This is a genomic window from Pseudomonas sp. GW823-FHT04A03 (assembly GCF_058796615.1).
Genome location: NZ_JBXAIV010000003.1, coordinates 142,972 through 163,181 on the forward strand (window position 1 = coordinate 142,972; position 20,210 = coordinate 163,181).

A 20,210-nucleotide genomic window follows, 5' to 3' on the forward strand; every position below is an offset into this window, starting at 1 on the left:
CAGGAATCAGAGCGTTGAACGAATCAAATCCCCCAACCAATCCATGAACACCCGCACTCGCAACGGCAGATGCCGCTGCCTCGCGTACAACAGTGAAATACCCATCGCCGGCGCGGTGTATTGCGGCAACACCGTCACCACCTCACCGGTATCCAGATAGGTGTTCATACCGGTACGCGGCACCTGGATCAGACCGAATCCCCCAAGGCACGCCGACTCGTAGGCATCGGTGCTGTTGACCGTCACGCTGCCGGCCATCGGCACGCGATGAACCTGCCCGTCCTGCTCGTAAACAAACCCTTCCGAACGCGAACCCAGCACACCGACGTAGTGCACCAGCCGATGCTGCGCCAGATCTTCAAGGGTCTGCGGCACACCGTAGCGCTCCAGATACGCAGGGCTGGCGCAGTTGATCATGCTGAAGTCCCCCAGGTGCCGCGCCACCACCGACTGATCGGGCTGCGCGCCGATGCGCACCACGCAATCGAAGCCCTCGGCGAGCAGGTCGACCCGGCGATCAGTGCTGCTGATTTCCAGCTCCAGGTTCGGATGACGCGCCATGAATTCCGGCAGCTTCGGCATGATCAGCCGCCGCGACAGAATGTTCGGCATATCGACCCGGATCCGCCCGGTCAGCGATGCTTCGTCCTGGCGAAACAGGTTCTCGATTTCGTCCATGTGCGACAGCAGATCCTTGCTGCGCTCGTACAACGCGAGGCCGTCCTGAGTCGCCTGGACCTTGCGCGTGGTGCGTTGCAACAGACGCGTGCCGAGCAGGCTTTCCAGCGCCTGCACCTGTTCGGAAACCGTCGAACGCGGCAGCCCCAGACTCTCCCCCGCCATCGTGAAACTCGACAACTCGCTGACCCGGACAAAGGTGCGCAGCAGTTCCAGTTTGTTCATGGGCCACCCATTGATTGTTCGGACAATCCGACCAGTGATTCCGGTTTCAGTCTGTTTATCACCTCACAGCGGATAAATAAACTTTGCTCCATCAACCGTCACTGCTCTCGAGGAAGTCACATGAACCGCAAAATCGCATTGATCACCGGTGCCAGCCGTGGCCTCGGCAAGAACGCCGCCCTGCACCTCGCCGCCCAAGGCGTGGACATCATCGGCACTTACAACAGCCGCGCCGATGAAGCCCAGGCGCTGGTGCAGGAACTGGAAGCACTCGGCGCCAAAGCCGTGATGCTGCAACTGGATGTCGGCCGCAGCGAAGGCTTTGCCGATTTCGCCGTGCGGGTCGAGCAAGCGCTGCAACAGCTGGAGCGTCCGCGCTTCGATTTCCTGATCAACAACGCCGGGATTGGCGTGCACGCCTCCTTCGCCGACACCACGCCGGAGCAGTTCGACCTGCTGATGAACGTGCAGTTGAAAGGGCCATTCTTCCTGACTCAGCAATTGCTGCCGCTGATCAACGATGGCGGGCGGATCATCAACATCTCCAGCGGTCTGGCCCGTTTCACCCTGCCGGGTTATGCCGCCTACGCGGCGATGAAAGGCGCGATGGAAGTGCTGACCCGTTATCAGGCCAAGGAGCTGGGTGCGCGGCAGATCGCCGTGAATATCCTGGCACCGGGCGCTATCGAAACCGACTTCGGCGGCGGCGCGGTGCGCGACAATTCGGCGCTGAACGCGATGGTCGCCAGCAACACCGCGCTGGGCCGTGCCGGGCAGCCGGATGACATTGGTGGTGCGCTGGCGCTGCTGCTGTCGCCGGGGGCGCAGTGGATCAATGGTCAACGGATTGAGGCGTCGGGCGGGATGTTTCTTTAAGGTCCGAAAGAGTCCAGACAAAAAAAATCGCAGCCCTCACAGGCTGCGATTTTTTTGTTTTCAGCTCTGGCAGACGCTGCGCATCACCAGCCGCTCGCGCACCACGTCATAACCCCAGTGGTAGACGTAGGTGTACGGAAGGAAGAACAGCAGCACGCCGATGTCGAGCAGGAACGCCTGCCACAGGCTGACCGACAGCCACCAGGCAATCAGCGGCACGCCCATCACGATCAACCCGCCCTCGAACAGCAGCGCGTGCGCCACTCGCACCCAGGCGTTGTGGGCGATGTTCCAGCGCTTGAGCAGGCGGTCGAAGAAGCCGTTGAACACCACGTTCCAGCCCAGGGCCAGCATCGCGATGGCGATAGTGACGGCGCCCATTTCAACCAGCGGTTTGCCCATGATCCACGCCAGCAACGGGGTACAGATCAGGATCGCCAGCAGTTCAAAACCGATGGCCTGGAAGATACGTTCAGTGATGGATTTGTTGGCAGTCATGGCCGAAGTCCTCTGTGAAGATGGTTGCCATGATCCAGCACCACGCCGATACTTCATAACCAATAACCATCGATCAAGGCGATAGTTCATGGCTTCTCAGGAAGTGTTGCTGGCGTTTGTCCAGGCGGCGACTCAAGGCTCTTTTTCGGCGGCGGCCCGCAAACTCGGGCGCAGTCAGTCGACGGTGAGTGCGGCGGTGGCGAGTCTTGAGATTGATCTGGACCTGGTGCTGTTCGACCGCAGCAGCCGCAAACCGACGCTGACCCCGGCCGGGCACGTGATGCTGCAACGGGCCGAGGCGATTCTATCGGCCACCAGCCGAATGGAAATGACTGCCCGGCAATTGGCCCAGGGCGTCGAGCCGAAACTTACGGTGGCGATTTCCGACACTTATCAGTCCGACCGTTTCGAAGCGGCGCTGGTGGGGTTCGAGCAGCGTTATCCGGATCTGGAGCTGGAATGCCTGATCGCCGAATGCGATGACCTGGTCGAACTGGTGCAGCGCGGTCGGGCGCATTTGGCGTTCGCCGAGATGCAGGATAGCTACCCGCCGGATCTGGCGACCGCGACCGTCGCCGAGCGCACAGAAATCGCCTTGTTTGTGGGTCGTGGGCATCCGCTGGCGACTCAGGAATCCATCGATCAAACGGTTCTTGAGCAGCATCGCGAGCTGCGCCTGGCCACCATCGTCAATCCCTATGACAGTCGCGGCAAAGGCCGGGTGTGGTCGGCGCCGAGTTATCTGATGCTGCTGGAAATGGCTGAAAAAGGTTTTGGCTGGGCCCCATTGCCGCGCTGGTTGGTGGAGCGTTTCGGCAATGATTTGCTGGTTGAGTTGAAAGTGCGCGGCTGGCCGAAACCGGTGTTCGTCGATGCGCTGTGGTCGCGGCTGTACCCGCCGGGGCCGGCGGGGAGCTGGTTGTTGAGCAAGATGTTGGAGTAGCTCAGGCCGCCTCGATCGCTGCCGGGCGGTTCACCTGAAAATACTCGTGCAACCCACGCATCGTCGGCAACTCCAGCGCTTGCGCCGCATAACATAATCCCACCCGCCGGGTCGGCGCCGGCAGGTGCAGCGCGCGCACGACGATGCGCTTATGCCCGCTCACCAACGACTGCGGCAACATTGCCACGCCAACACCCGCCGCCACCATGTGCAACGCCTGTTGCAATGAACCGGCGTGCCCCGCTACCGCTTCCGGCGAGCGTCCGTACAACGCCATCAAGCGCTGATGTGAAGGATGCTGCGGGCAGGTAATCCAGTCTTCGATCGGCGCCCAGCCTGCTTGCGCGTTGGCCATCGGATGGTCGAGGGGCAGCGTCATCACATAGGACTCTTCCCACAGCGGCAGGAACAGTTCGTCTTCGCAGCACATTTCCTCGACCGCCAATCGACCATCGCCATGACAGCCCTCCTCCAGGGTCAGCAGCAGATTGGGCAACACCTGATGGGCCATCCGGACGAAGGCTTCGATGTGGCTGGCGGCGATGTCGCCCTCAATGCCGAGGGTCAGCGGTGCACGGTTTTCGCGGCCGCGAAACATCCGGCTCAGCGCCTCGGATTCGGCCACCATCCGGCGCGCCTGCGGGTACAGAAGACGCGCTTCGTCGCTGACTTCCACGCCACGGGGCTGACGCAGGAACAGCGTCGCGCCGAGTTCTTCTTCCAGCTGTTTGATGGTCACCGACAACGTAGGCTGACTGATGAACAGCCGCTGCGCGGCGGCGGTGATATTGCGTTCCTCGAACACCGCGAGGAAGGCTTTGAGATGGCGGATATCCATAGGAGATTCCGATAGCAGACAGAGGAATAAGGCATTTTTCAGCCTCCAGCGGGCTAAATATACTGCGTCCCGAATCTGGTTATTTGTTTTTCTTATCTCAGGAGTTCAACCATGAGCAAGCCATTGATCATCATCACCGGCGCCAGCTCGGGCATCGGCGAAGCCACCGCCCGCCGCTTGAGCGCTGCCGGCCATCCGCTGCTGTTGCTGGCACGCCGCATCGAACGCCTGGAAGCACTGGCCCTGCCGAACACCCTCAGCCGCCGCGTCGACATCACCGACCGCGCCGCGTTGCTGGCCGCTGTGGCCGAGGCGGAAGCGCAATTCGGTCCGGCCGATGCGCTGATCAACAACGCCGGGGTGATGCTGTTGGGCGAGATGAGCAAACAGGATCCCGCGCAGTGGGACCAGATGCTCGACGTCAACGTGAAGGGTCTGCTCAACGGCGTGCACGCGGTGGTTGCCGGGATGATCGAGCGCAAGCACGGCACGATCATCAACGTCAGCTCGGTGGCCGGGCGCAAGACGTTCCCGAACCATGTGGCGTATGTCGGGACCAAGTTCGCCGTGCACGGGTTGTCGGAAAACCTGCGTGAAGAGCTGTCGCCGCATAACGTGCGGGTGACCACGATTGCGCCGGGTGCGGTGGAGACCGAGTTGCTGAGCCACACCACGGATGAGGCGATCAAGACCGGGTATCAGGCCTGGAAACAGGACATGGGTGGGACGGTGTTGAGTGCCGAGGATGTGGCGACGGCGATTGCCTATGCGTATGGGCAGCCGCAGGGGGTTTGTATTCGGGAGATTGTGATGGCGGCTACGCGCCAGCAGGCCTGAGTCAAATATCTAAGGGGCGATTGCTCGGCGCCAGCGCCTGCAATCGCCCTTCAATAAACCGCCGCTCCGGCTCCTGCCGCGTCAACTCCAGCGCCCGCGAATAAGCCGCCCGAGCCTCCTCAACCCGCCCCAACTGCCGACAAAACTCCGCCCGCGCCGAATGCGCCAGATGGTAATCCTGCAAATCCCCGCGCCCCAGAATCCCTTCAATCAGGGTCAACCCCGCCAGCGCCCCATCACGCTTGGCCACCGCCACCGCCCGGTTCAACTCGATCACCGGCGATGGCACCACCCGTAGCAACACGTCATACAGCCCGACGATCTGCTCCCAATCCGTCTCCCCTGCCGTCGGCGCTTCGGCATGCACCGCCGCAATCGCTGCCTGCAGGCAGTAAGGCCCGAAACGTCCCGTGGTCAGCGCTTTTTCCACCAGATCGCAGCCTTCGGCAATCAGCTCGGCATTCCACAATCCGCGATCCTGATCATCCAGCAGAATCAATTCCCCATCCGGCGAAGCGCGCGCCGAGCGCCGCGATTCATGCAACAACATTAACGCCAGCAACCCCATGACCTCCGGATCCGGCAACAACTCCAGCAACAACCGCCCAAGACGAATCGCCTCCCGGGTCAGGTCTTCGCGGGTTACCTGGGCGCCGCCGGACGCCGAATAACCCTCGTTGAACACCAGATAAATCACCCGCAACACACTGTCGAGGCGTTCGGGCAATTCGCTCAGGCTCGGCACTTGATAAGGGATTTTTGCATCACGAATCTTCGCCTTGGCGCGCACGATACGCTGGGCAATCGCCGCCGGGGCCGAGAGAAACGCCCGGGCGATTTCCTCGGTGGTGAGGTCGCAGACTTCACGCAAGGTCAGCGGCACTTGCGCGTCTGCCGCCAGCGCCGGGTGGCAGCAGGTGAAGATCAGGCGCAGGCGATCGTCTTCCACGTCTTCGGCGTCCCATTCGGACTGTTCCAGTTCTTCCAGTTGCGCCAGCAATAACGGCTGCGAGGCCTTGAACCGCGCGCGGCGGCGCAACACGTCGATCGCCTTGAAGCGCCCGGTGGACACCAGCCAGGTTCGCGGATTGTCCGGCACGCCGTCGCGCTGCCAGCGCTCGACCGCGACGAAGAACGCCTCGTGCAAGGCTTCTTCGGCGAGGTCGAAATCGCCGAGCAGGCGGATCAGGGTCGCGAGAATCCGCCGCGAGTCTTCGCGGTAGACCTGCTCGACCCGCGCCCGGACCTCAGACATTCAACTGGCGCACGGGACGCACTTCGACGCTGCCGACCCGGGCCGCCGGAATGTTGCCGGCGACCTGAATCGCTTCGTTGAGGTCCCGCGCGTCGATCAGGTAGAAACCGGCCAACTGCTCCTTGGTCTCGGCGAACGGGCCATCGGTGATCGACAACTTGCCGTTGCGCATGCGCACCGTGGTGGCGGTCTGCACCGACTCCAGCGCTTCGGCGGCGACCATCCGGCCGCTGCCCTGGATCGACTCGGCGTAGGCCCAGCATTCGGCATCTTCCGGGCTGTCGGGCGACGAATGCAGCAGGCGCTCATCGCTGTAGACCAGGCATAAATACTTCATGGCGTTCTCCTGAATCGGACGGATCAACTATGGCTGAAGATCAGGGTTTCGCATCGAACAGGGTCGAGCCGGTCATCGGATCGAACGGCGCCGACCAGTGTTCGTGGGCAATTTTCCAGGCCCCGCCAACCAGCCGATAGCAGGCAGTGGCGCGCATCCAGCAGCTCTGGGTTTCACCCTGTTCATTAGTGCCGCCGCAATTGGCCACCCAGTGGGCGAAGGCGATGTTGTCCCCGGTCTCGATGGCGATTTCGTGGAATTCGAAGATGTGCGGGCCAGGGCACATTTCCATGCAGGCCACCCAGTGGGCGCGGTAGGCCTCCTTGCCCTTGAATTGCAGGGACTTGATCGCATCGAACGAAAGGATGTCATCGGCGTACAGGGTCATGACCTTGTCTACGTCTTTGGTCATGACGGCCTGACGGTAGGTGTCGATGATGGCTTGAATCTGCGCTTGCGTACTCATGGGGTTTCTCCCTGGTTTTTGTTGTGAAGACACCCTTAGTCGTTCGGCGATTTGCCGGATCGACAGTTGAAACAAAAAAATTCCGAAGAAGACAAAATCGCTAGAATCCGAGGCTCATCTTTGTAGGAAAAAGGAAATTCCCGTGTCAGCCCGACTCGTGCCTTACGAAAGCCTGAACGCCACCCAACGCCAACAGGTCGAGGCCATTGAAATCCACGCCGAGCAGATCAAGTTCTCCGGCGACATCCACGGCGCCCTGCATACGCTGCTGTCGAAACCCGGCCCCGGCGTGAAAGGTTTTGCGCTGCTGGCCGAGGAAGTACCGGTGGCGTTCCTGCTGCTCAAGCGCCCGCCGGTGTTGCCGGAATGGGCCGATGAACACAGCGCTACTCTGCATGCACTGCAAGTCGATCACCGCGCCCAGGGCAAGGGTTACGGCAGAGCCTGCCTGCTGGCATTGCCGGAAGTTGCGCGTCAGGCCTGGCCGGAGATCAAAGGGCTGGAACTGTCGGTGGACGCCGACAACGACGCCGCGATTGCGCTGTACGCCAAGTACGGTTTCGTCGACAGCGGCGAAGCGTACAAGGGCCGCATCGGTTACGAGCGGCGCATGGGATTGTTCTTCTAATCGTCGAGGGAGCAACGATGATCGATTCAATCGAAGCGCTGGAAGCCATCTACGGTTTTCCCCACGAACGGGCGGTGCGCAAGCAGATCGGCTTTCTCAACGAGGACTATCAGGCGATGGTCAGGGTCTCGCCGCTGGTGATCGTAAGCTCGGTGGGCGCCGATGGCATCGACGGTTCTCCGCGCGGCGATGCGCCGGGGTTCGTGCGGATCATTGACGAGCGCACGCTGGCCCTGCCGGATCGTCCGGGCAACAACCGCATCGATACCTTGCGCAACGTGCTGCACGATCCGCGGGTGTCGCTGCTGTTCATCATTCCGGGGATTGGCGAGACGTTGCGGGTCAACGGTACGGCGACCATCAGCGCTGATCCCGGGTTGCTGGAAAGCTTCGCGGTGAACGGCAAACCGGCGCGCACGGTGTTGCTGGTGACGGTGGAGGCGGCGTTCTTTCATTGCTCGAAAGCGTTTGTGCGTTCGGATGCGTGGAATCCGGAAACTCATCTGCCGCGCTCGGCGCTGCCGACGGCGGGCGCGTTTCACAAGCGTCTGAATGATGGGCAGTTCGATGCCGAGGCCTATGATCGCGAGGCCCCGACGCGGGTGCGTGACACCCTCTACTGACGCGGTTACAGCGTCAGAATCATCTCGTGCCACGCCATCCCGCCGTGGTCGGATTCGGACGGTTTGATGTAGGCAAAACCGAATCCGGCGTACAGCGGGATGTGCCGCTCCTTGCACATCAGGTGAATCGTCGCCTTGCCCTGCTCGCGCATGCGTTCGATGAACTCGCCCAGCAACCGTTTGGCCAGACCCAGGCCCTGATAATCCGGGTGCACCACCACCGACATGATCACCACGTTCGGCCCCGCCGGGTCGTGGCCGATCAGTTCCTTGAATGCCTCGTCCGACATCTGCACATCAAACGCCGCACCGGAGTTGATGAAGCCGGCCACCTGCCCGTCCACCTCGGCGACGATGAAACCGTCCGGCCAGGTGGCGATGCGCGTGGCGATCTTTTCGCGGGTCGCGGCTTCGTCGCCCTCGTAGGCGAGGGTTTCGATGGCGTAGCAGCGGTCCAGGTCGGTGGCGGTGACGTGGCGGATGACGGTGTTCATGGCGGCTCGAAATCAGTGGAAACAAGGCCGCCAAGGATAAAGGAATAAGGTGTTCATATCGATCCGCGCAGGGGGCGTAAAGCCTGCGTATAAGCGCTTTTCTTCGGATTCGGGACGGTCTATTTCTGACGCCTGTCTCTGATCACCCGAGGGGGGAACCGTTTATGAGCAGCGTTGAGATCGGTTTGTTGATGGTGTTGGGCATCAGCTTTTTCGGCTTCATCACCCTGGGCATCGACCTGTTGCGGGCACGACGGATCAAGGGCAAGTAAGACTCGACCGGCAGCGCGAAGCCGATTCGCGCTGCCGATCGCCGATCAGGTTTTCTTTTCGACCGGGACGCAGATTTCCAGCTTGCCGGTATTGGTTTTCGGATTGAAATCGGCGCTGTAGCGTTCCAGCTCCGGGGCGTTGAGCCCTTTGTAGTCGGACGCCGGCAACCAGGTTTTGTAGATGTACTCAATGGTCTGCGGCAGAAGATCCAGCGAGCCCTTGTGCTCGAACACCGCGTACTGGCGTGGCAGGATTTCGATCCACGGATACTTTTCCTGCGGGAAGTCATCCAGCTTGCGGATTTCGACCCCGGCCATGTAATCGAAACCGCCGTTGCCGTCGAAATTGCTGCAGACACCGTAGGTCACTTCGCCCTTCTGCCCCGGAATATTTCCGATGTGCGGGATCAGTTTTTCCCACAGCGCGGGAATGTCTTGAACAGTCTCTTTGGTAAAGCGATCGCGAAATCCTGCAATCAGCAGGAAGTGTCCATGTTCGAAGCGAGGTTCAGCCACTTCGACGCGTTTTTGCTCATCCATGACTCGACTCCTTGAACGAAAAAAGTGGGTTCGGCTGGGAGTATAGAAGCCAAACCCGATTCGCACATTTACAGCGTATGCAGGGCCTCGGCGGCGCCCGAACCGACGAACTCGTTATATCCGGATACGATCACGTAGACCGCGAAATAGCAGAAGATCGCTGCAGATGCCAGGTAGGAATAGCGCAATAGCTTGTCGCCCAACAACTTGCCGCCATGGCTGGCGGCGAAGCACAGCCCCGCCGACCACAACAGCCCGGCACACAGGAAGCCGCCGAGGAACAGCGCCGAGCTCAAAGGACCGCCGCCACCGGAACGGGCGATCAACGTGCCGCCCACTGCCGCGAACCAGAGAATGGCGCTCGGCGACGACATGGCGAGAAAAATCCCACGGAAGAATTCCTTGCGATGGGAGTTCTGGCCGACCTCGGCGGTCGCCGCCAGTTGCGCCTCGTGGTGGATCGCCGAATAGATCATCTTCGCCGCGAAGTAGATCAACAGCGCCGAACCACCGATCCACAGCACCCAGCGCACGGTTTCGTATTGCAGCAGAACGGTCATTCCGGCCAGCGCCAGCACCGCGTAAATCAGGTCGCCGACGCAGGTGCCGAGGCCCAGGGCGAAGCCCTGAAAATAGCCGCGCTGCATCGCCAGGGTGATCATCGCGATGTTGGCCACGCCGATGTCCAGGCACAGCGAAAGGCTCAGCAAGAAGCCGCTGGTGAATTCCATTAACCGTTTTCCTTGGGAAAAAATTGTTGTCGTGCACGCTGGACAGTCTGCCATCGCTGCCCTTATCTTCCGCCACAGGTCACCGCAGTGACCAGCGTCGCTCGGACGGTTCCGGGCGCTTACGTTATCCGAGGCAACAATGGCTGAACAAGGTTCGCCGCGCCGCTTTGCGCGCATAGATCGACTCCCCCCTTACGTTTTCAACATCACTGCCGAGCTGAAGATGGCCGCCCGACGTCGTGGCGAAGACATCATCGACTTGAGCATGGGCAACCCCGACGGCGCCACGCCGCCGCACATCGTTGAAAAACTGGTGCAGGTTGCACAACGCGAAGACACTCACGGTTACTCCACGTCCAAGGGCATTCCGCGCCTGCGTCGGGCGATTTCCAACTGGTACAAGGAACGCTACGAGGTCGAGATCGACCCGGAAAGCGAAGCCATCGTCACCATCGGTTCCAAGGAAGGCCTGGCGCACCTGATGCTGGCGACCCTGGATCAGGGCGATACCGTGCTGGTGCCGAACCCGAGCTACCCGATTCACATCTACGGTGCCGTGATTGCCGGCGCCCAGGTGCGGTCGGTGCCGCTGGTGCCGGGCGTGGACTTCTTCGCCGAGCTGGAACGGGCGATTCGCGGCTCGATCCCGAAACCGAAGATGATGATCCTCGGCTTCCCGTCGAACCCTACCGCGCAGTGCGTGGAGCTCGATTTCTTCGAGCGGGTAATCGCCCTCGCCAAACAGTACGACGTGCTGGTGGTGCACGACCTGGCTTACGCCGACATCGTCTACGACGGCTGGAAAGCCCCGTCGATCATGCAGGTGCCGGGCGCCAAGGACATCGCGGTGGAGTTTTTCACCCTGTCCAAGAGCTACAACATGGCGGGCTGGCGGATCGGCTTCATGGTCGGCAACCCGGAACTGGTCAGCGCTTTGGCGCGGATCAAGAGCTACCACGACTACGGCACGTTCACCCCGCTGCAGGTGGCCGCGATTGCTGCGCTGGAAGGTGATCAGCAATGCGTGCGCGACATCGCCGAGCAATATCGCCAGCGCCGCAACGTGCTGGTCAAAGGCCTGCATGAGCTGGGCTGGATGGTCGAAAATCCGAAAGCCTCGATGTACGTCTGGGCGAAGATTCCCGAAGCCTACGCTCACCTCGGCTCGCTGGAATTCGCCAAGAAACTGCTGGCCGAGGCCAAGGTCTGCGTCTCGCCGGGTGTCGGGTTTGGCGAGTACGGCGACGATCACGTGCGCTTCGCATTGATCGAAAACCAGGACCGGATTCGTCAGGCGGTACGCGGGATTCGCGGGATGTTCCGGGCGGATGGCCTGGTCACCAAATCCTGACGTCAATCCGGACACAAAAAAACCGCATCGCTGCGGTTTTTTTGTGTCTCGCGTTCGAGGTTAAACGAACAGCGACAACAACAGAATAAAGCCCAGACCAACCACCGACAGGATGGTTTCCATCGCTGTCCAGGTCTTGAAGGTCTCGGCCACGGTCATGTTGAAGTACTGCTTCACCAGCCAGAAACCGGCGTCGTTGACGTGGGACAGGATCAGCGAGCCGGCACCGGTGGCCAGCACCAGCAGCTCACGGTTCACACCCGGGATCATCCCGACCACCGGCACCACAATGCCCGCGCCCGTGATGGTCGCCACGGTGGCCGAACCGGTCGCGATACGGATCACCGCCGCCACCAGCCACGCCAGCAGGATCGGCGAAATCTGTGCGCTGACCGCCATGTGGCCGATCACGTCGCCCACGCCGCTGGTCACCAGCATCTGCTTGAAGCCGCCGCCGGCACCGATGATCAGGATGATCGCGGCAGTCGGCGCCAGGCTCGCGTCGAGCCATTTGAGCATCTGCTGAGAACCGATGCCCTGCTTGTAGCCGAAGGTGTACAACGACAGCAGCAATGCCAGCAGCAGCGCCGAGATCGGGTGACCGATCATGTCCATCCAGGTGCGGAAGAAATGACCGTCCGGCAGAGCCACGTCGGCGAAGGTTTTCAGCAGCATCAGGAACACCGGCAGCAGCACGGTGACCAGGGTGATGCCGAAGCTTGGCAGCTCCTGCGAGTCCGACTCACGGGCCAGTTGATCGACCAGTTCCTGATTTGGCGTACCGGGAATGTGCTTGGCGATGAACGTACCGAAGATCGGACCGGCGATGATGGCGGTCGGCAGCGCGACGATCAGACCGTACAGAATGGTCTTGCCGATGTCGGCACCGAACACGCCGATGGCCAGCAGCGGGCCCGGGTGCGGCGGCACCAGGCCGTGCACGGCGGACAGGCCGGCGAGCAGCGGGATACCGATCTTGATGATCGACACACCGGTGCGGCGAGCGACGATGAACACCAGCGGAATCAGCAGCACGAAGCCGATTTCGAAGAACAGCGGAATGCCCACCAGGAACGCGGCGAACATCATCGCCCACTGGACCTTGTCCTTGCCGAAGGCGCGGATCAGGGTCTGGGCGATCTGATCGGCACCGCCGGATTCGGCCATCATCTTGCCGAGCATCGTACCCAGCGCGAGGATGATGCCGACGAAACCGAGCACGCCACCGAAGCCGTCCTGGAACGCCTTGATGATGGTGCCGATCGGCATGCCGGACGTCAGGCCGAGGAACGCGGCAGCGATGGTCAGGGCAATGAAGGGGTGAATCTTGAATTTGGTGATCAGGACAATGAGTCCGATCACCGTGACCACTGCATCGAGCAGCAGGTAGGCGTCATGGGACATGCCAAACATGAGGGGGTGTCTCCTGGTTTGTTGTTGTTATTAAAGCGGGTTAATCAGAAGTCGTAAGGACAGCGCTATCTTCGTAATCACACTCATACCGCCTGTTTCAGGCCATGGGCCTGCCACCAGACGTGGGCTTGCGATGCGAGCTCTTCAACGCTGTGGATCGAAGCATTCAGGGCCAGGGTCAACGGCTCGCCCTTGGGCGATTCGAGGGTGGCGAACTGACTTTCGATCAAGGTGGCCGGCATGAAGTGGCCCGGACGGTGGGACACACGTTCGGCGGCCACTTCCGGCGTCAATTCGAGGAACACGAAGCCCAGGCCCGGCAAGGCGCTGCGCAAACGTTCGCGATAAATGTGCTTGAGGGCCGAGCAGGTCAGCACCGGGCGTTCGCCCAGGGCATCGACGCGACGCAGTTCGTCGCACAGGCTGTCGAGCCAGCCGGCACGGTCTTCGTCGTTCAGGGGGATCCCCGCGCTCATCTTTTCGATGTTCGCGGCCGGATGGAAAGTATCGCCTTCAATGGCAGTGGCGCCGCTCAATTGGCACAGGGCCTCGCTGACGCACGTCTTGCCGCAACCGGCAACGCCCATGATGACCAGGGCGGTGATGGGATGATTCATGTAACACCTCAGCGCGCAGACAGCGCTACCTTTGCTAGCTATGACTCTAGTGCACAGGCAGAAGTTGCCGACGCCTTCTTGTCGTTTTTTTGGGTTGCAGCAGGTTTTGTCGGTACGCCAAAAAGCGAGGATCAGGCAGGACCTCGCTTACGCATTTGCAGCTGCATAAGGACAGCGCTACCTTAGTGCCTTGATTTTTGTTTGGCAAGCCGCCCGATGACCACCCCTAAAAACGATAAAAACACCCGCACCACCGGCCGTCCCACCCTCAATGAAGTCGCCCGTCTGGCCGGCGTCAGCCCGATTACCGCCTCCCGCGCCCTGCGTGGGGTCAGCACGGTTGCCACCGAATTGGTGGAAAAAGTCCAGAAAGCCGCGCTGGAACTCAACTACGTGGTCAACCCCGCCGCCCGCGCTCTGGCCTCGGCCCAGAGCCATTCGGTGGTGGTTCTGGTGCCTTCGCTGTCCAACCTTTTGTTCATCGACACCCTGGAAGCCATTCATCGGGTGCTCACGCCCAAAGGCTTCGAAGTGCTGATCGGCAACTTCCACTATTCCCGCGATGAAGAAGAAAACCTGCTGCGCAACTACATGGCCTATCAGCCACGCGGTTTGCTGCTGACCGGCTTCGACCGCACTGAAAGCTCGCGGCGGATGATCGAGGCCAGCAATATTCCCTGCGTGTACATGATGGAACTGGACAGCGCCGCCGGGGTGAACTGCGTCGGCTTCTCCCAGCTCAGCGCTGGCGAAACCGCTGCCGAACATTTGTTGTCCCGTGGCCGCAAGCGCCTGGCATATATCGGAGCGCAGCTTGATCAGCGCACCCTGCTGCGCGGCGAAGGCTTTCGCAAAGCGTTGCAGAAGGCTGGTCGCTACGACCCGGATCTGGAAGTGCTGACCCCGCGTTCATCGTCCGTAGGCCTGGGCGGCGAATTGTTCCTGCAATTGCTGGCGGCGCATCCGGATGTCGATGCGATCTTCTTCGGCAACGACGACCTGGCTCAGGGCGCTTTGCTCGAAGCGCTGCGCAACGGGATCAAGATCCCCGAGCAAGTGGCCATCCTCGGCTTCAACGACCTGCCGATGTCGGAACACATGGTGCCGCGCCTGAGCAGCATCAACACGCCCCGCGAAGCGATCGGCAAGCGCGCGGCGGAGCAGATGCTGACACTGATGGCCGGTAACAGCGTGGCGCGTCCGGTCGAGGACATGGGCTTCGAACTGAAGATTCGCGAGAGCACCTGACTCAACCGCCCAGCAACTCCACCAGAGCCAGCGCGCCCTTCTGCAGCGGTTGGCTCTTGAGCCACACCGCGTGCACCGGCAGCACCAGGCCGTTTTCGATGTTGCGAAAATTCAGGCGCTTCAGCCGTCCGCTATCGAGCCACGGCTGCACCACCGACAGCGGAAAATTGCCCCAGCCCAACCCTGCCTCGACCATCTCCAGCGCCGTTCCCAGGTTATCGGTGCGCCAGTGGGATTCGGCCACCAGCGGCCGGGTTTCGCTGATCGGCAAGTCGCGACTGCCGACCACGATCTGCCGCACATGCACCAGATCCTCAAGAAACAGATCCTGCCCCTGCAACAACGGGCTGTCCGCCGCCAGCGTGGCGATCATCCGTTCACTGCCGACAAACTGAAACCGTTCCAGCACATTCACGCTCAACCCGGCGAACGCCAGGCACACGCTGATCCGACCGCTGTAAAGCATCGCCAGCACATCGTCCTGCGGCGCAGTCAGCACTTCGATGTCTAGCAGCGGATGGTGCTCGCTGAGATCCTTGATCGCCGTCAGCAACCGTCGGCGATCAATGTCCGCCGCCACGCCGATCGACAATTTGCTCTCCAGCCCCAGCGACAACTGCACAGCGTGCACCTGCAATTGCTTGAGCTGATCAGCGATCAGCCGCGCATGGGGCACCAGCGACAATGCCATTGCCGTGGGTTGCGGTTCGCGATGGCTGCGATCAAACAGCGAGTAACCGAGTTCGGCCTCGAGATTGCCGATGGCCATGCTCACCGCCGACGGGACTTTGCCCAATGCCCTGGCAGCGGCGGAAAACGAACCGCGTTCGATCACGGCGAGAAATAGCTCGATGCTTTCACTGTTGAAATTCACTTCTCACACCTATCAATAAAACTGAAAGCTACTGACTTTTTCTGTCACCTTCATTGAAGCTATCTTTCGTCGCCTTCGCCAGCCCCACTGGCCACAAGTCGCAAGAAAGAGGCAATTCCCCATGCAAGGCGTCAAACGCAAACTGGTCTACGTGTCGCTCTATGAAGTGATCGGCATGACCTTCTCGGCCCTCGGCCTGGCCTTGTTGTCCGGCACTTCGCCCGGCAGCACCGGCCCGCTGGCGGTGATCATCACCACCATCGCCGTGACCTGGAACTTCATCTACACCTCGCTGTTCGAGCGCTGGGAAAGCCGCCAGGTGTCGCGCACCCGCACGGTAAAACGCCGCATTGCCCACGCCGTCGGCTTTCAGCTGACACTGATCGTGTTTCTGATTCCGCTGATCGCGTGGTGGATGAACATCAGTCTGGTGCAGGCCTTTCTGCTGGATCTGGCACTGATCGTGTTCATCCCTTGCTACACCTTCGCGTTCAACTGGCTGTTCGATAGGGTGTTCGGCCTTCCGGCCTCGGCATTGCCGGATCCACAGCCCGCGACATAAATCGTTAATTGGTAAGCGGATATTGCAAGAAATCGGCGGTTTTCCCGTGCCAACCGCCGATATAAACAATCCTTGATTTCCGATAGCAGGCTAAGCTTTTCCATCAATAAAAAATGGATCTGCCCATGACTGCACACGCCCCCGCTGCGCAACGCGACGGCATCGACCCGATACGCGCCGCCGAGATTTCCGCCCGCATCGACCGCCTCCCGGCAGTCGCCACGATCTGGCGACTGGTGGCGCTGCTGTCGATCGGCGGTTTCTTCGAACTCTACGACCTGTTCCAGACGGCCTATATCAGCCCCGGCCTGATCCGCGACGGCATTTTCGCCACCGGCAATCAGGGCGTGTTCGGTTTCTCCGATCAGGCCGCGTTCGCCTCGGCGACGTTCCTCGGTTTGTTTCTCGGCGCCAGCCTGCTGAGCCCGATGGCAGATCGTTTCGGGCGGCGCGCGATCTTCACCTTCGCACTGGTCTGGTACACCGTGGCCACGGTACTGATGGGCGTGCAGAGTTCGGCGCTGGGGATCATCTGCATGCGTTTTCTGGTGGGCATCGGCCTCGGCATCGAGCTGGTAACCATCGACGCCTACCTCTCGGAACTGGTGCCCAAACGCATGCGCAGTTCGGCGTTCGCCTTCGCGTTTTTTGTGCAGTTCCTGTCGGTGCCGGCGGTGGCGCTGATGTCGTGGTGGCTGGTGCCGCAGGCGCCGTTCGGGATATCCGGCTGGCGTTGGGTAGTGTTGGCGAGTGCGGTGTTTGCGCTGTTCATCTGGTGGCTGCGCAAACGTCTGCCGGAGTCGCCGCGCTGGCTGGCCCAGCATGGCCGTTTCGATGAGGCAAACCGGATTCTCGACGGCATCGAGGCACGCTGCGAGAAAGATCACCGCCAGCCACTGGACGCGCCGGAAGCGGTAGCCGTCGATGTCGAAGGCAAGGGCCGTTTCGCCGACATCTGGCAACCACCCTATCGCCGCCGCGCGTTGATGCTGATCGTTTTCCACATCTTCCAGGCCATCGGTTTCTTCGGCTTCGGCAACTGGCTGCCGGCGCTGCTTTCCGGTCAAGGCGTCAGCGTCACACACAGTCTGATGTACGCGTTCATCATCACCCTCGCCTACCCGCTCGGGCCGTTGCTGTTCGTCAAATTCGCCAACCGTTTCGAGAACAAGTGGCAGATCGTCGGCTCGGCCCTCGGCGCCATGACCTTCGGCACCTTGTTCGCACTGCAGACCAGCGCATTCGGCCTGATCTTCTGCGGGGTGATGATCACCTTCTGCAACGCGTGGCTGAGCTTCAGTTATCACTCCTATCAGAGCGAACTATTCCCCACCAACATCCGCGCCCGGGCGGTGGGCTTCTGTTACTCGTTCAGTCGTTTGTCGACGGTGTTCAGCAGCCTGTTGATCGGTCTGTTCCTCGAACACTTCGGCACGCCGGGCGTGCTGGCGTTCATCGTTGCCAGCATGCTGATCGTAATGCTGACCATCGGTTATTTCGGCCCCCGCACCCTCAACCTGGCGCTGGAAAACATCGCCCATCGCTGACGGACAACGGTCATCCTCTGCCGCCCACCGGCAAGGGATGACCGCTTCACTCGCTCGTAAAAATCACAAACCATTGAAATAAAAGGACTTATTAGATAGGCACGGTAATTGCTGCCTAGGGCTGACAGTCATTACCTACAGGTCCTTTCATCATGTTGGTCAGTGCAAAACAACAGCAAATCATACATCTGCCCAAGCAGCTGAATGACGATGCAACCGCCACCGCAGCGGCCGGTCTGCAAGGCGGCCTGCACGGCGCGATGCTGCAGACCCTGCAAAACCAGGCCCAGGCGCAAACCGCCGAAGCCACCGCCAAGGTGCAGGAGTCGGCCACCCAACTGGCGACCCAGCAAGTCAGCGAAGCCACGCGCATCAGCGACAACGTCGACGAAGCGTTCGCCAAGACCCGTGTCGCCCTGCAAACCTCTGATACTTCGCCGACCAAATCCACAGGCTCATCGGCTATGGACGAGTTCAAGGACTACATGAGCAAGTCGCCGGAACAACGTCTGCGCGACAGTATTCTCAAGGAAATGGGCCTGACCGAAGACGACATCAAAGCCATGCCGCCGGCTCAGCAACTGGCCATCGGCAAAGAGATCGCCGAGCGCCTGCAAGACAAGATGAAGCTGGCCGAAGCCGAGAAGCAGAACAAACAAGACGCCAACTCGACGAAGATCAGCGACGAATCGGCAGACAAGTTCCTCGCTTCGCTGTGATTCGCCTCGATCTGAAAAACGGCGCAATAAAAAAGGATCCCCACGGGGATCCTTTTTTCAGCCGTGAAACCGTCAGTTCAACTGCAACGTCTCGTTGAACTGACTGATCGCATCCACCACATGCCGCGAGCCCTGCTGAATCTCCCGGATCGCGTCCCCCGCCTCGTTCGCCAGTTCCACCCCGAGCCCGGTGCGGCTCAGGCTCGACTGCATGCTCGACACTGCGCTCAATGACAACTCGTGGTTCTTGCGCACCACATCGACGATCTCCAGGGTTGCCTGACTGGTCCGCGCCGCGAGACTGCGCACTTCGTCCGCCACCACCGCAAAACCACGTCCGTGCTCACCCGCCCGCGCCGCTTCGATGGCCGCGTTGAGCGCCAGCAGGTTGGTCTGGTCGGCAATTCCGCGAATGGTCTGAACGATGGTGCCGATGATGTCCGACTGCTTGCTGACCGCATCGATGCTCAGCGCCGCTTCGTTGAGGTCGCGGGAAATGTCCTGAATGATCTGCACCGTTTGCTGCACGACCTGTGAGCCTTTTTGCGCGCAGGCGTCGTTTTGTACCGAAGTGCTGTGGGCCGATTCCGCAGCGGTCTGCAAGGTGGTCATCTGGTGGGTGATGTCGCTGGCGAACTTCACCACTTTGTACAACCGGCCCTTGGCGTCGAACAGCGGGTTGTACGAGGCTTCGAGGTAAACGGTCTGCCCGGACTTGTTCTTGCGCTCGAACCGATGCGAGTGATATTCGCCGCGATTGAGCGACGCCCAGAACGCCTTGTACTGCGCAGACTCGGCCTCTACCCGATGACAGAACAGACTGTGGTGATGGCCGACGATTTCGTTAAGCGAGTACTGCATGGTCTTGAGGAAGTTGTCGTTGGCCGTGATCACATTGCCTTCCGGGGTGAACTCGATCACCGCCATTGAGCGGCCAATAGCGGCCAGCATGCTTTCTTCTTCCTTTTCCTTGTTCACGCGCGCCGTTATGTCCGACGCCACTTTGATCACGCTTCGGACCTGTTTGTCCGGGCCATACACCGGCATGTAGCTCGCCTCGAGCCAGATCTCCTGACCGCGCTTGTTCAAGCGCAGGAAAGTACCGCTGATGGGTTCGCCACGGGCCAGGTCACGCCACAACTTGGCGTATTCCTCGCTGCGGTAAAACTCTTCCTCACAAAAGACTCGGTGATGTTTGCCACGCACTTCCTCGGCGCTGTAGCCCATGGTCTTGCAGAAGTTCTCATTGGCATCCAGGACGATGCCTTCGGGGGTGAATTCGATCATTGCCATCGAACGGCTGATCGCCGCCAACTTGGCGTTGGCTTCGGTCAGGGCACAACTGAAGCGTTCGATTTCCTGCAGGTCAGCCTTGTGATGTAGGTTGAACATGTCTCTATCACCTTCCGCGCGGTTCTTTGATTTGATGAAAGTTCAGGTCTTTCAGAATCCACCACTACGTTCCACAGAACAGGCACACGCATTCCTCCACAGGAGGAAGTTGTCAGGTGATAAACGATGATTAATCAAAGAGTCCATGCAGCGACGCTCTAATCAAGACATCCTTCTCTTGATAGCCCGCGGGCGGGCCATTCCTAACATGCAGAAGAACTTCCATTTAAAAACAGCTCCTTGTCG

General features: G+C 60.6%; 23 protein-coding genes and 1 pseudogene. 10 read left to right on the forward strand and 14 right to left on the reverse strand.

Annotated features, from left to right (window positions below):
• Nucleotides 1-6: 6 nt before the first annotated feature.
• A complete protein-coding gene (locus tag AC1Q9F_RS10420; RefSeq protein WP_007951094.1) occupies nt 7-903 on the reverse strand; it encodes a LysR family transcriptional regulator in 897 nt (298 codons plus the stop codon).
• A 120-nt stretch (nt 904-1,023) separates the two neighbouring features.
• Between AC1Q9F_RS10420 and AC1Q9F_RS10425 the strand changes: the two genes are divergently transcribed.
• The gene (locus AC1Q9F_RS10425; protein WP_492619969.1) at nt 1,024-1,779 is read left to right on the forward strand and encodes an SDR family NAD(P)-dependent oxidoreductase; all 756 of its coding nucleotides are present in this window, start codon (nt 1,024-1,026) and stop codon (nt 1,777-1,779) included.
• 60 nt (nt 1,780-1,839) lie between these two features.
• On the opposite strand, the gene AC1Q9F_RS10430 is transcribed toward AC1Q9F_RS10425, so the two are convergent.
• A complete protein-coding gene (locus AC1Q9F_RS10430; RefSeq protein WP_085606516.1) occupies nt 1,840-2,277 on the reverse strand; it encodes a multidrug/biocide efflux PACE transporter in 438 nt (145 codons plus the stop codon).
• A gap of 88 nt (nt 2,278-2,365) precedes the next feature.
• On the opposite strand from AC1Q9F_RS10430, the gene AC1Q9F_RS10435 reads away from it, so the two are divergent.
• On the forward strand, nt 2,366-3,220 hold the full coding sequence (locus AC1Q9F_RS10435) for a LysR family transcriptional regulator (RefSeq protein WP_492619968.1): 855 nt from the start codon (nt 2,366-2,368) through the stop codon (nt 3,218-3,220).
• A gap of 1 nt (nt 3,221) precedes the next feature.
• On the opposite strand, the gene AC1Q9F_RS10440 is transcribed toward AC1Q9F_RS10435, so the two are convergent.
• A complete protein-coding gene (locus tag AC1Q9F_RS10440; RefSeq protein ID WP_492619967.1) occupies nt 3,222-4,058 on the reverse strand; it encodes a LysR family transcriptional regulator in 837 nt (278 codons plus the stop codon).
• Between the two features lie 111 nt (nt 4,059-4,169).
• Here AC1Q9F_RS10440 and AC1Q9F_RS10445 point away from each other — a divergent pair, with 111 nt between their 5' ends.
• Entirely contained in the window at nt 4,170-4,895 is a 726-nt protein-coding gene (locus tag AC1Q9F_RS10445; protein WP_011335572.1) for an SDR family oxidoreductase, read from the forward strand.
• Between the two features lies 1 nt (nt 4,896).
• Here the strand turns inward: AC1Q9F_RS10445 and AC1Q9F_RS10450 are convergent, their stop codons facing one another.
• The 3 genes from AC1Q9F_RS10450 to AC1Q9F_RS10460 are packed head-to-tail and all read right to left on the reverse strand — an operon-like array spanning nt 4,897 to nt 6,953.
• Nucleotides 4,897-6,150: an RNA polymerase sigma factor gene (locus tag AC1Q9F_RS10450; protein WP_492619966.1), complete on the reverse strand. Its 1,254-nt coding sequence runs from the start codon at nt 6,148-6,150 to the stop codon at nt 4,897-4,899.
• Nucleotides 6,143-6,487 (reverse strand): YciI family protein, encoded by a 345-nt coding sequence (locus AC1Q9F_RS10455; RefSeq protein ID WP_007951101.1) that lies wholly within the window; start codon nt 6,485-6,487, stop codon nt 6,143-6,145. The genes AC1Q9F_RS10450 and AC1Q9F_RS10455 overlap by 8 nt, the downstream gene beginning before the upstream one ends.
• A gap of 40 nt (nt 6,488-6,527) precedes the next feature.
• Complete coding sequence (locus AC1Q9F_RS10460; RefSeq protein WP_492619965.1) at nt 6,528-6,953, reverse strand: YybH family protein; 426 nt, start codon at nt 6,951-6,953, stop codon at nt 6,528-6,530.
• A gap of 142 nt (nt 6,954-7,095) precedes the next feature.
• Between AC1Q9F_RS10460 and AC1Q9F_RS10465 the strand changes: the two genes are divergently transcribed.
• Both AC1Q9F_RS10465 and AC1Q9F_RS10470 read left to right on the forward strand, forming a co-directional pair.
• Complete coding sequence (locus AC1Q9F_RS10465; RefSeq protein ID WP_115078940.1) at nt 7,096-7,581, forward strand: GNAT family N-acetyltransferase; 486 nt, start codon at nt 7,096-7,098, stop codon at nt 7,579-7,581.
• Between the two features lie 17 nt (nt 7,582-7,598).
• Nucleotides 7,599-8,204, forward strand: coding sequence for a pyridoxamine 5'-phosphate oxidase family protein (locus tag AC1Q9F_RS10470; RefSeq protein WP_492619964.1), 606 nt, complete (start codon nt 7,599-7,601; stop codon nt 8,202-8,204).
• Between the two features lie 5 nt (nt 8,205-8,209).
• Here the strand turns inward: AC1Q9F_RS10470 and AC1Q9F_RS10475 are convergent, their stop codons facing one another.
• From AC1Q9F_RS10475 to AC1Q9F_RS10485, 3 genes are all read right to left on the reverse strand, one after another.
• Nucleotides 8,210-8,698, reverse strand: coding sequence for a GNAT family N-acetyltransferase (locus AC1Q9F_RS10475; RefSeq protein ID WP_207983724.1), 489 nt, complete (start codon nt 8,696-8,698; stop codon nt 8,210-8,212).
• Between the two features lie 317 nt (nt 8,699-9,015).
• Nucleotides 9,016-9,510: a GyrI-like domain-containing protein gene (locus AC1Q9F_RS10480; RefSeq protein ID WP_492619963.1), complete on the reverse strand. Its 495-nt coding sequence runs from the start codon at nt 9,508-9,510 to the stop codon at nt 9,016-9,018.
• A gap of 68 nt (nt 9,511-9,578) precedes the next feature.
• A complete protein-coding gene (locus AC1Q9F_RS10485) occupies nt 9,579-10,241 on the reverse strand; it encodes a LysE family translocator (protein ID WP_192562126.1) in 663 nt (220 codons plus the stop codon).
• A gap of 139 nt (nt 10,242-10,380) precedes the next feature.
• Here AC1Q9F_RS10485 and alaC point away from each other — a divergent pair, with 139 nt between their 5' ends.
• Nucleotides 10,381-11,592 carry an alanine transaminase gene (gene alaC, locus AC1Q9F_RS10490; RefSeq protein ID WP_085606535.1) on the forward strand — a complete coding sequence of 404 codons (1,212 nt, stop codon included), beginning with the start codon at nt 10,381-10,383 and terminating at the stop codon, nt 11,590-11,592.
• Between the two features lie 60 nt (nt 11,593-11,652).
• Here alaC and AC1Q9F_RS10495 read toward each other — a convergent pair whose 3' ends face one another.
• Complete coding sequence (locus AC1Q9F_RS10495) at nt 11,653-13,005, reverse strand: GntP family permease (protein WP_007951120.1); 1,353 nt, start codon at nt 13,003-13,005, stop codon at nt 11,653-11,655.
• A gap of 83 nt (nt 13,006-13,088) precedes the next feature.
• On the reverse strand, nt 13,089-13,622 hold the full coding sequence (locus tag AC1Q9F_RS10500) for a gluconokinase (protein ID WP_007951121.1): 534 nt from the start codon (nt 13,620-13,622) through the stop codon (nt 13,089-13,091).
• 216 nt (nt 13,623-13,838) lie between these two features.
• Here AC1Q9F_RS10500 and gntR point away from each other — a divergent pair, with 216 nt between their 5' ends.
• Nucleotides 13,839-14,870 (forward strand): HTH-type transcriptional regulator GntR, encoded by a 1,032-nt coding sequence (gntR, locus tag AC1Q9F_RS10505; RefSeq protein WP_007951123.1) that lies wholly within the window; start codon nt 13,839-13,841, stop codon nt 14,868-14,870.
• Between the two features lies 1 nt (nt 14,871).
• Here gntR and AC1Q9F_RS10510 read toward each other — a convergent pair whose 3' ends face one another.
• Nucleotides 14,872-15,744, reverse strand: coding sequence for a LysR family transcriptional regulator (locus tag AC1Q9F_RS10510; RefSeq protein ID WP_492619962.1), 873 nt, complete (start codon nt 15,742-15,744; stop codon nt 14,872-14,874).
• Between the two features lie 121 nt (nt 15,745-15,865).
• On the opposite strand from AC1Q9F_RS10510, the gene AC1Q9F_RS10515 reads away from it, so the two are divergent.
• The 3 genes from AC1Q9F_RS10515 to AC1Q9F_RS10525 all read left to right on the forward strand — a co-directional run bounded on the left by AC1Q9F_RS10515 (nt 15,866) and on the right by AC1Q9F_RS10525 (nt 18,572).
• Complete coding sequence (locus AC1Q9F_RS10515; protein WP_492619961.1) at nt 15,866-16,306, forward strand: PACE efflux transporter; 441 nt, start codon at nt 15,866-15,868, stop codon at nt 16,304-16,306.
• Between the two features lie 125 nt (nt 16,307-16,431).
• Nucleotides 16,432-17,853, forward strand: a complete 1,422-nt coding sequence (locus AC1Q9F_RS10520; protein ID WP_492619960.1) for an MFS transporter — start codon at nt 16,432-16,434, stop codon at nt 17,851-17,853.
• A 152-nt stretch (nt 17,854-18,005) separates the two neighbouring features.
• Nucleotides 18,006-18,572 (forward strand): hypothetical protein, encoded by a 567-nt coding sequence (locus AC1Q9F_RS10525; protein WP_492619959.1) that lies wholly within the window; start codon nt 18,006-18,008, stop codon nt 18,570-18,572.
• Between the two features lie 72 nt (nt 18,573-18,644).
• Here the strand turns inward: AC1Q9F_RS10525 and AC1Q9F_RS10530 are convergent, their stop codons facing one another.
• Nucleotides 18,645-19,184 (reverse strand): methyl-accepting chemotaxis protein, encoded by a 540-nt coding sequence (locus AC1Q9F_RS10530; RefSeq protein ID WP_371320920.1) that lies wholly within the window; start codon nt 19,182-19,184, stop codon nt 18,645-18,647.
• A 9-nt stretch (nt 19,185-19,193) separates the two neighbouring features.
• Nucleotides 19,194-19,964: pseudogene (locus AC1Q9F_RS10535) on the reverse strand (PAS domain-containing protein); the annotation flags it as partial.
• Nucleotides 19,965-20,210 lie beyond the last annotated feature (246 nt).

Excerpts from the sequence above, each read along its gene's own strand:
- AC1Q9F_RS10420 (WP_007951094.1), bottom strand. The coding sequence starts at position 903 with ATGAACAAACTGGAACTGCTGCGCACCTTTGTCCGGGTCAGCGAGTTG.
- AC1Q9F_RS10425 (WP_492619969.1), top strand. The coding sequence starts at position 1,024 with ATGAACCGCAAAATCGCATTGATCACCGGTGCCAGCCGTGGCCTCGGC.
- AC1Q9F_RS10430 (WP_085606516.1), bottom strand. The coding sequence starts at position 2,277 with ATGACTGCCAACAAATCCATCACTGAACGTATCTTCCAGGCCATCGGT.
- AC1Q9F_RS10435 (WP_492619968.1), top strand. The coding sequence starts at position 2,366 with ATGGCTTCTCAGGAAGTGTTGCTGGCGTTTGTCCAGGCGGCGACTCAA.
- AC1Q9F_RS10440 (WP_492619967.1), bottom strand. The coding sequence starts at position 4,058 with ATGGATATCCGCCATCTCAAAGCCTTCCTCGCGGTGTTCGAGGAACGC.
- AC1Q9F_RS10445 (WP_011335572.1), top strand. The coding sequence starts at position 4,170 with ATGAGCAAGCCATTGATCATCATCACCGGCGCCAGCTCGGGCATCGGC.
- AC1Q9F_RS10450 (WP_492619966.1), bottom strand. The coding sequence starts at position 6,150 with ATGTCTGAGGTCCGGGCGCGGGTCGAGCAGGTCTACCGCGAAGACTCG.
- AC1Q9F_RS10455 (WP_007951101.1), bottom strand. The coding sequence starts at position 6,487 with ATGAAGTATTTATGCCTGGTCTACAGCGATGAGCGCCTGCTGCATTCG.
- AC1Q9F_RS10460 (WP_492619965.1), bottom strand. The coding sequence starts at position 6,953 with ATGAGTACGCAAGCGCAGATTCAAGCCATCATCGACACCTACCGTCAG.
- AC1Q9F_RS10470 (WP_492619964.1), top strand. The coding sequence starts at position 7,599 with ATGATCGATTCAATCGAAGCGCTGGAAGCCATCTACGGTTTTCCCCAC.
- AC1Q9F_RS10475 (WP_207983724.1), bottom strand. The coding sequence starts at position 8,698 with ATGAACACCGTCATCCGCCACGTCACCGCCACCGACCTGGACCGCTGC.
- AC1Q9F_RS10480 (WP_492619963.1), bottom strand. The coding sequence starts at position 9,510 with ATGGATGAGCAAAAACGCGTCGAAGTGGCTGAACCTCGCTTCGAACAT.
- AC1Q9F_RS10485 (WP_192562126.1), bottom strand. The coding sequence starts at position 10,241 with ATGGAATTCACCAGCGGCTTCTTGCTGAGCCTTTCGCTGTGCCTGGAC.
- alaC (WP_085606535.1), top strand. The coding sequence starts at position 10,381 with ATGGCTGAACAAGGTTCGCCGCGCCGCTTTGCGCGCATAGATCGACTC.
- AC1Q9F_RS10495 (WP_007951120.1), bottom strand. The coding sequence starts at position 13,005 with ATGTTTGGCATGTCCCATGACGCCTACCTGCTGCTCGATGCAGTGGTC.
- AC1Q9F_RS10500 (WP_007951121.1), bottom strand. The coding sequence starts at position 13,622 with ATGAATCATCCCATCACCGCCCTGGTCATCATGGGCGTTGCCGGTTGC.
- gntR (WP_007951123.1), top strand. The coding sequence starts at position 13,839 with ATGACCACCCCTAAAAACGATAAAAACACCCGCACCACCGGCCGTCCC.
- AC1Q9F_RS10515 (WP_492619961.1), top strand. The coding sequence starts at position 15,866 with ATGCAAGGCGTCAAACGCAAACTGGTCTACGTGTCGCTCTATGAAGTG.
- AC1Q9F_RS10520 (WP_492619960.1), top strand. The coding sequence starts at position 16,432 with ATGACTGCACACGCCCCCGCTGCGCAACGCGACGGCATCGACCCGATA.
- AC1Q9F_RS10525 (WP_492619959.1), top strand. The coding sequence starts at position 18,006 with ATGTTGGTCAGTGCAAAACAACAGCAAATCATACATCTGCCCAAGCAG.
- AC1Q9F_RS10530 (WP_371320920.1), bottom strand. The coding sequence starts at position 19,184 with ATGACCACCTTGCAGACCGCTGCGGAATCGGCCCACAGCACTTCGGTA.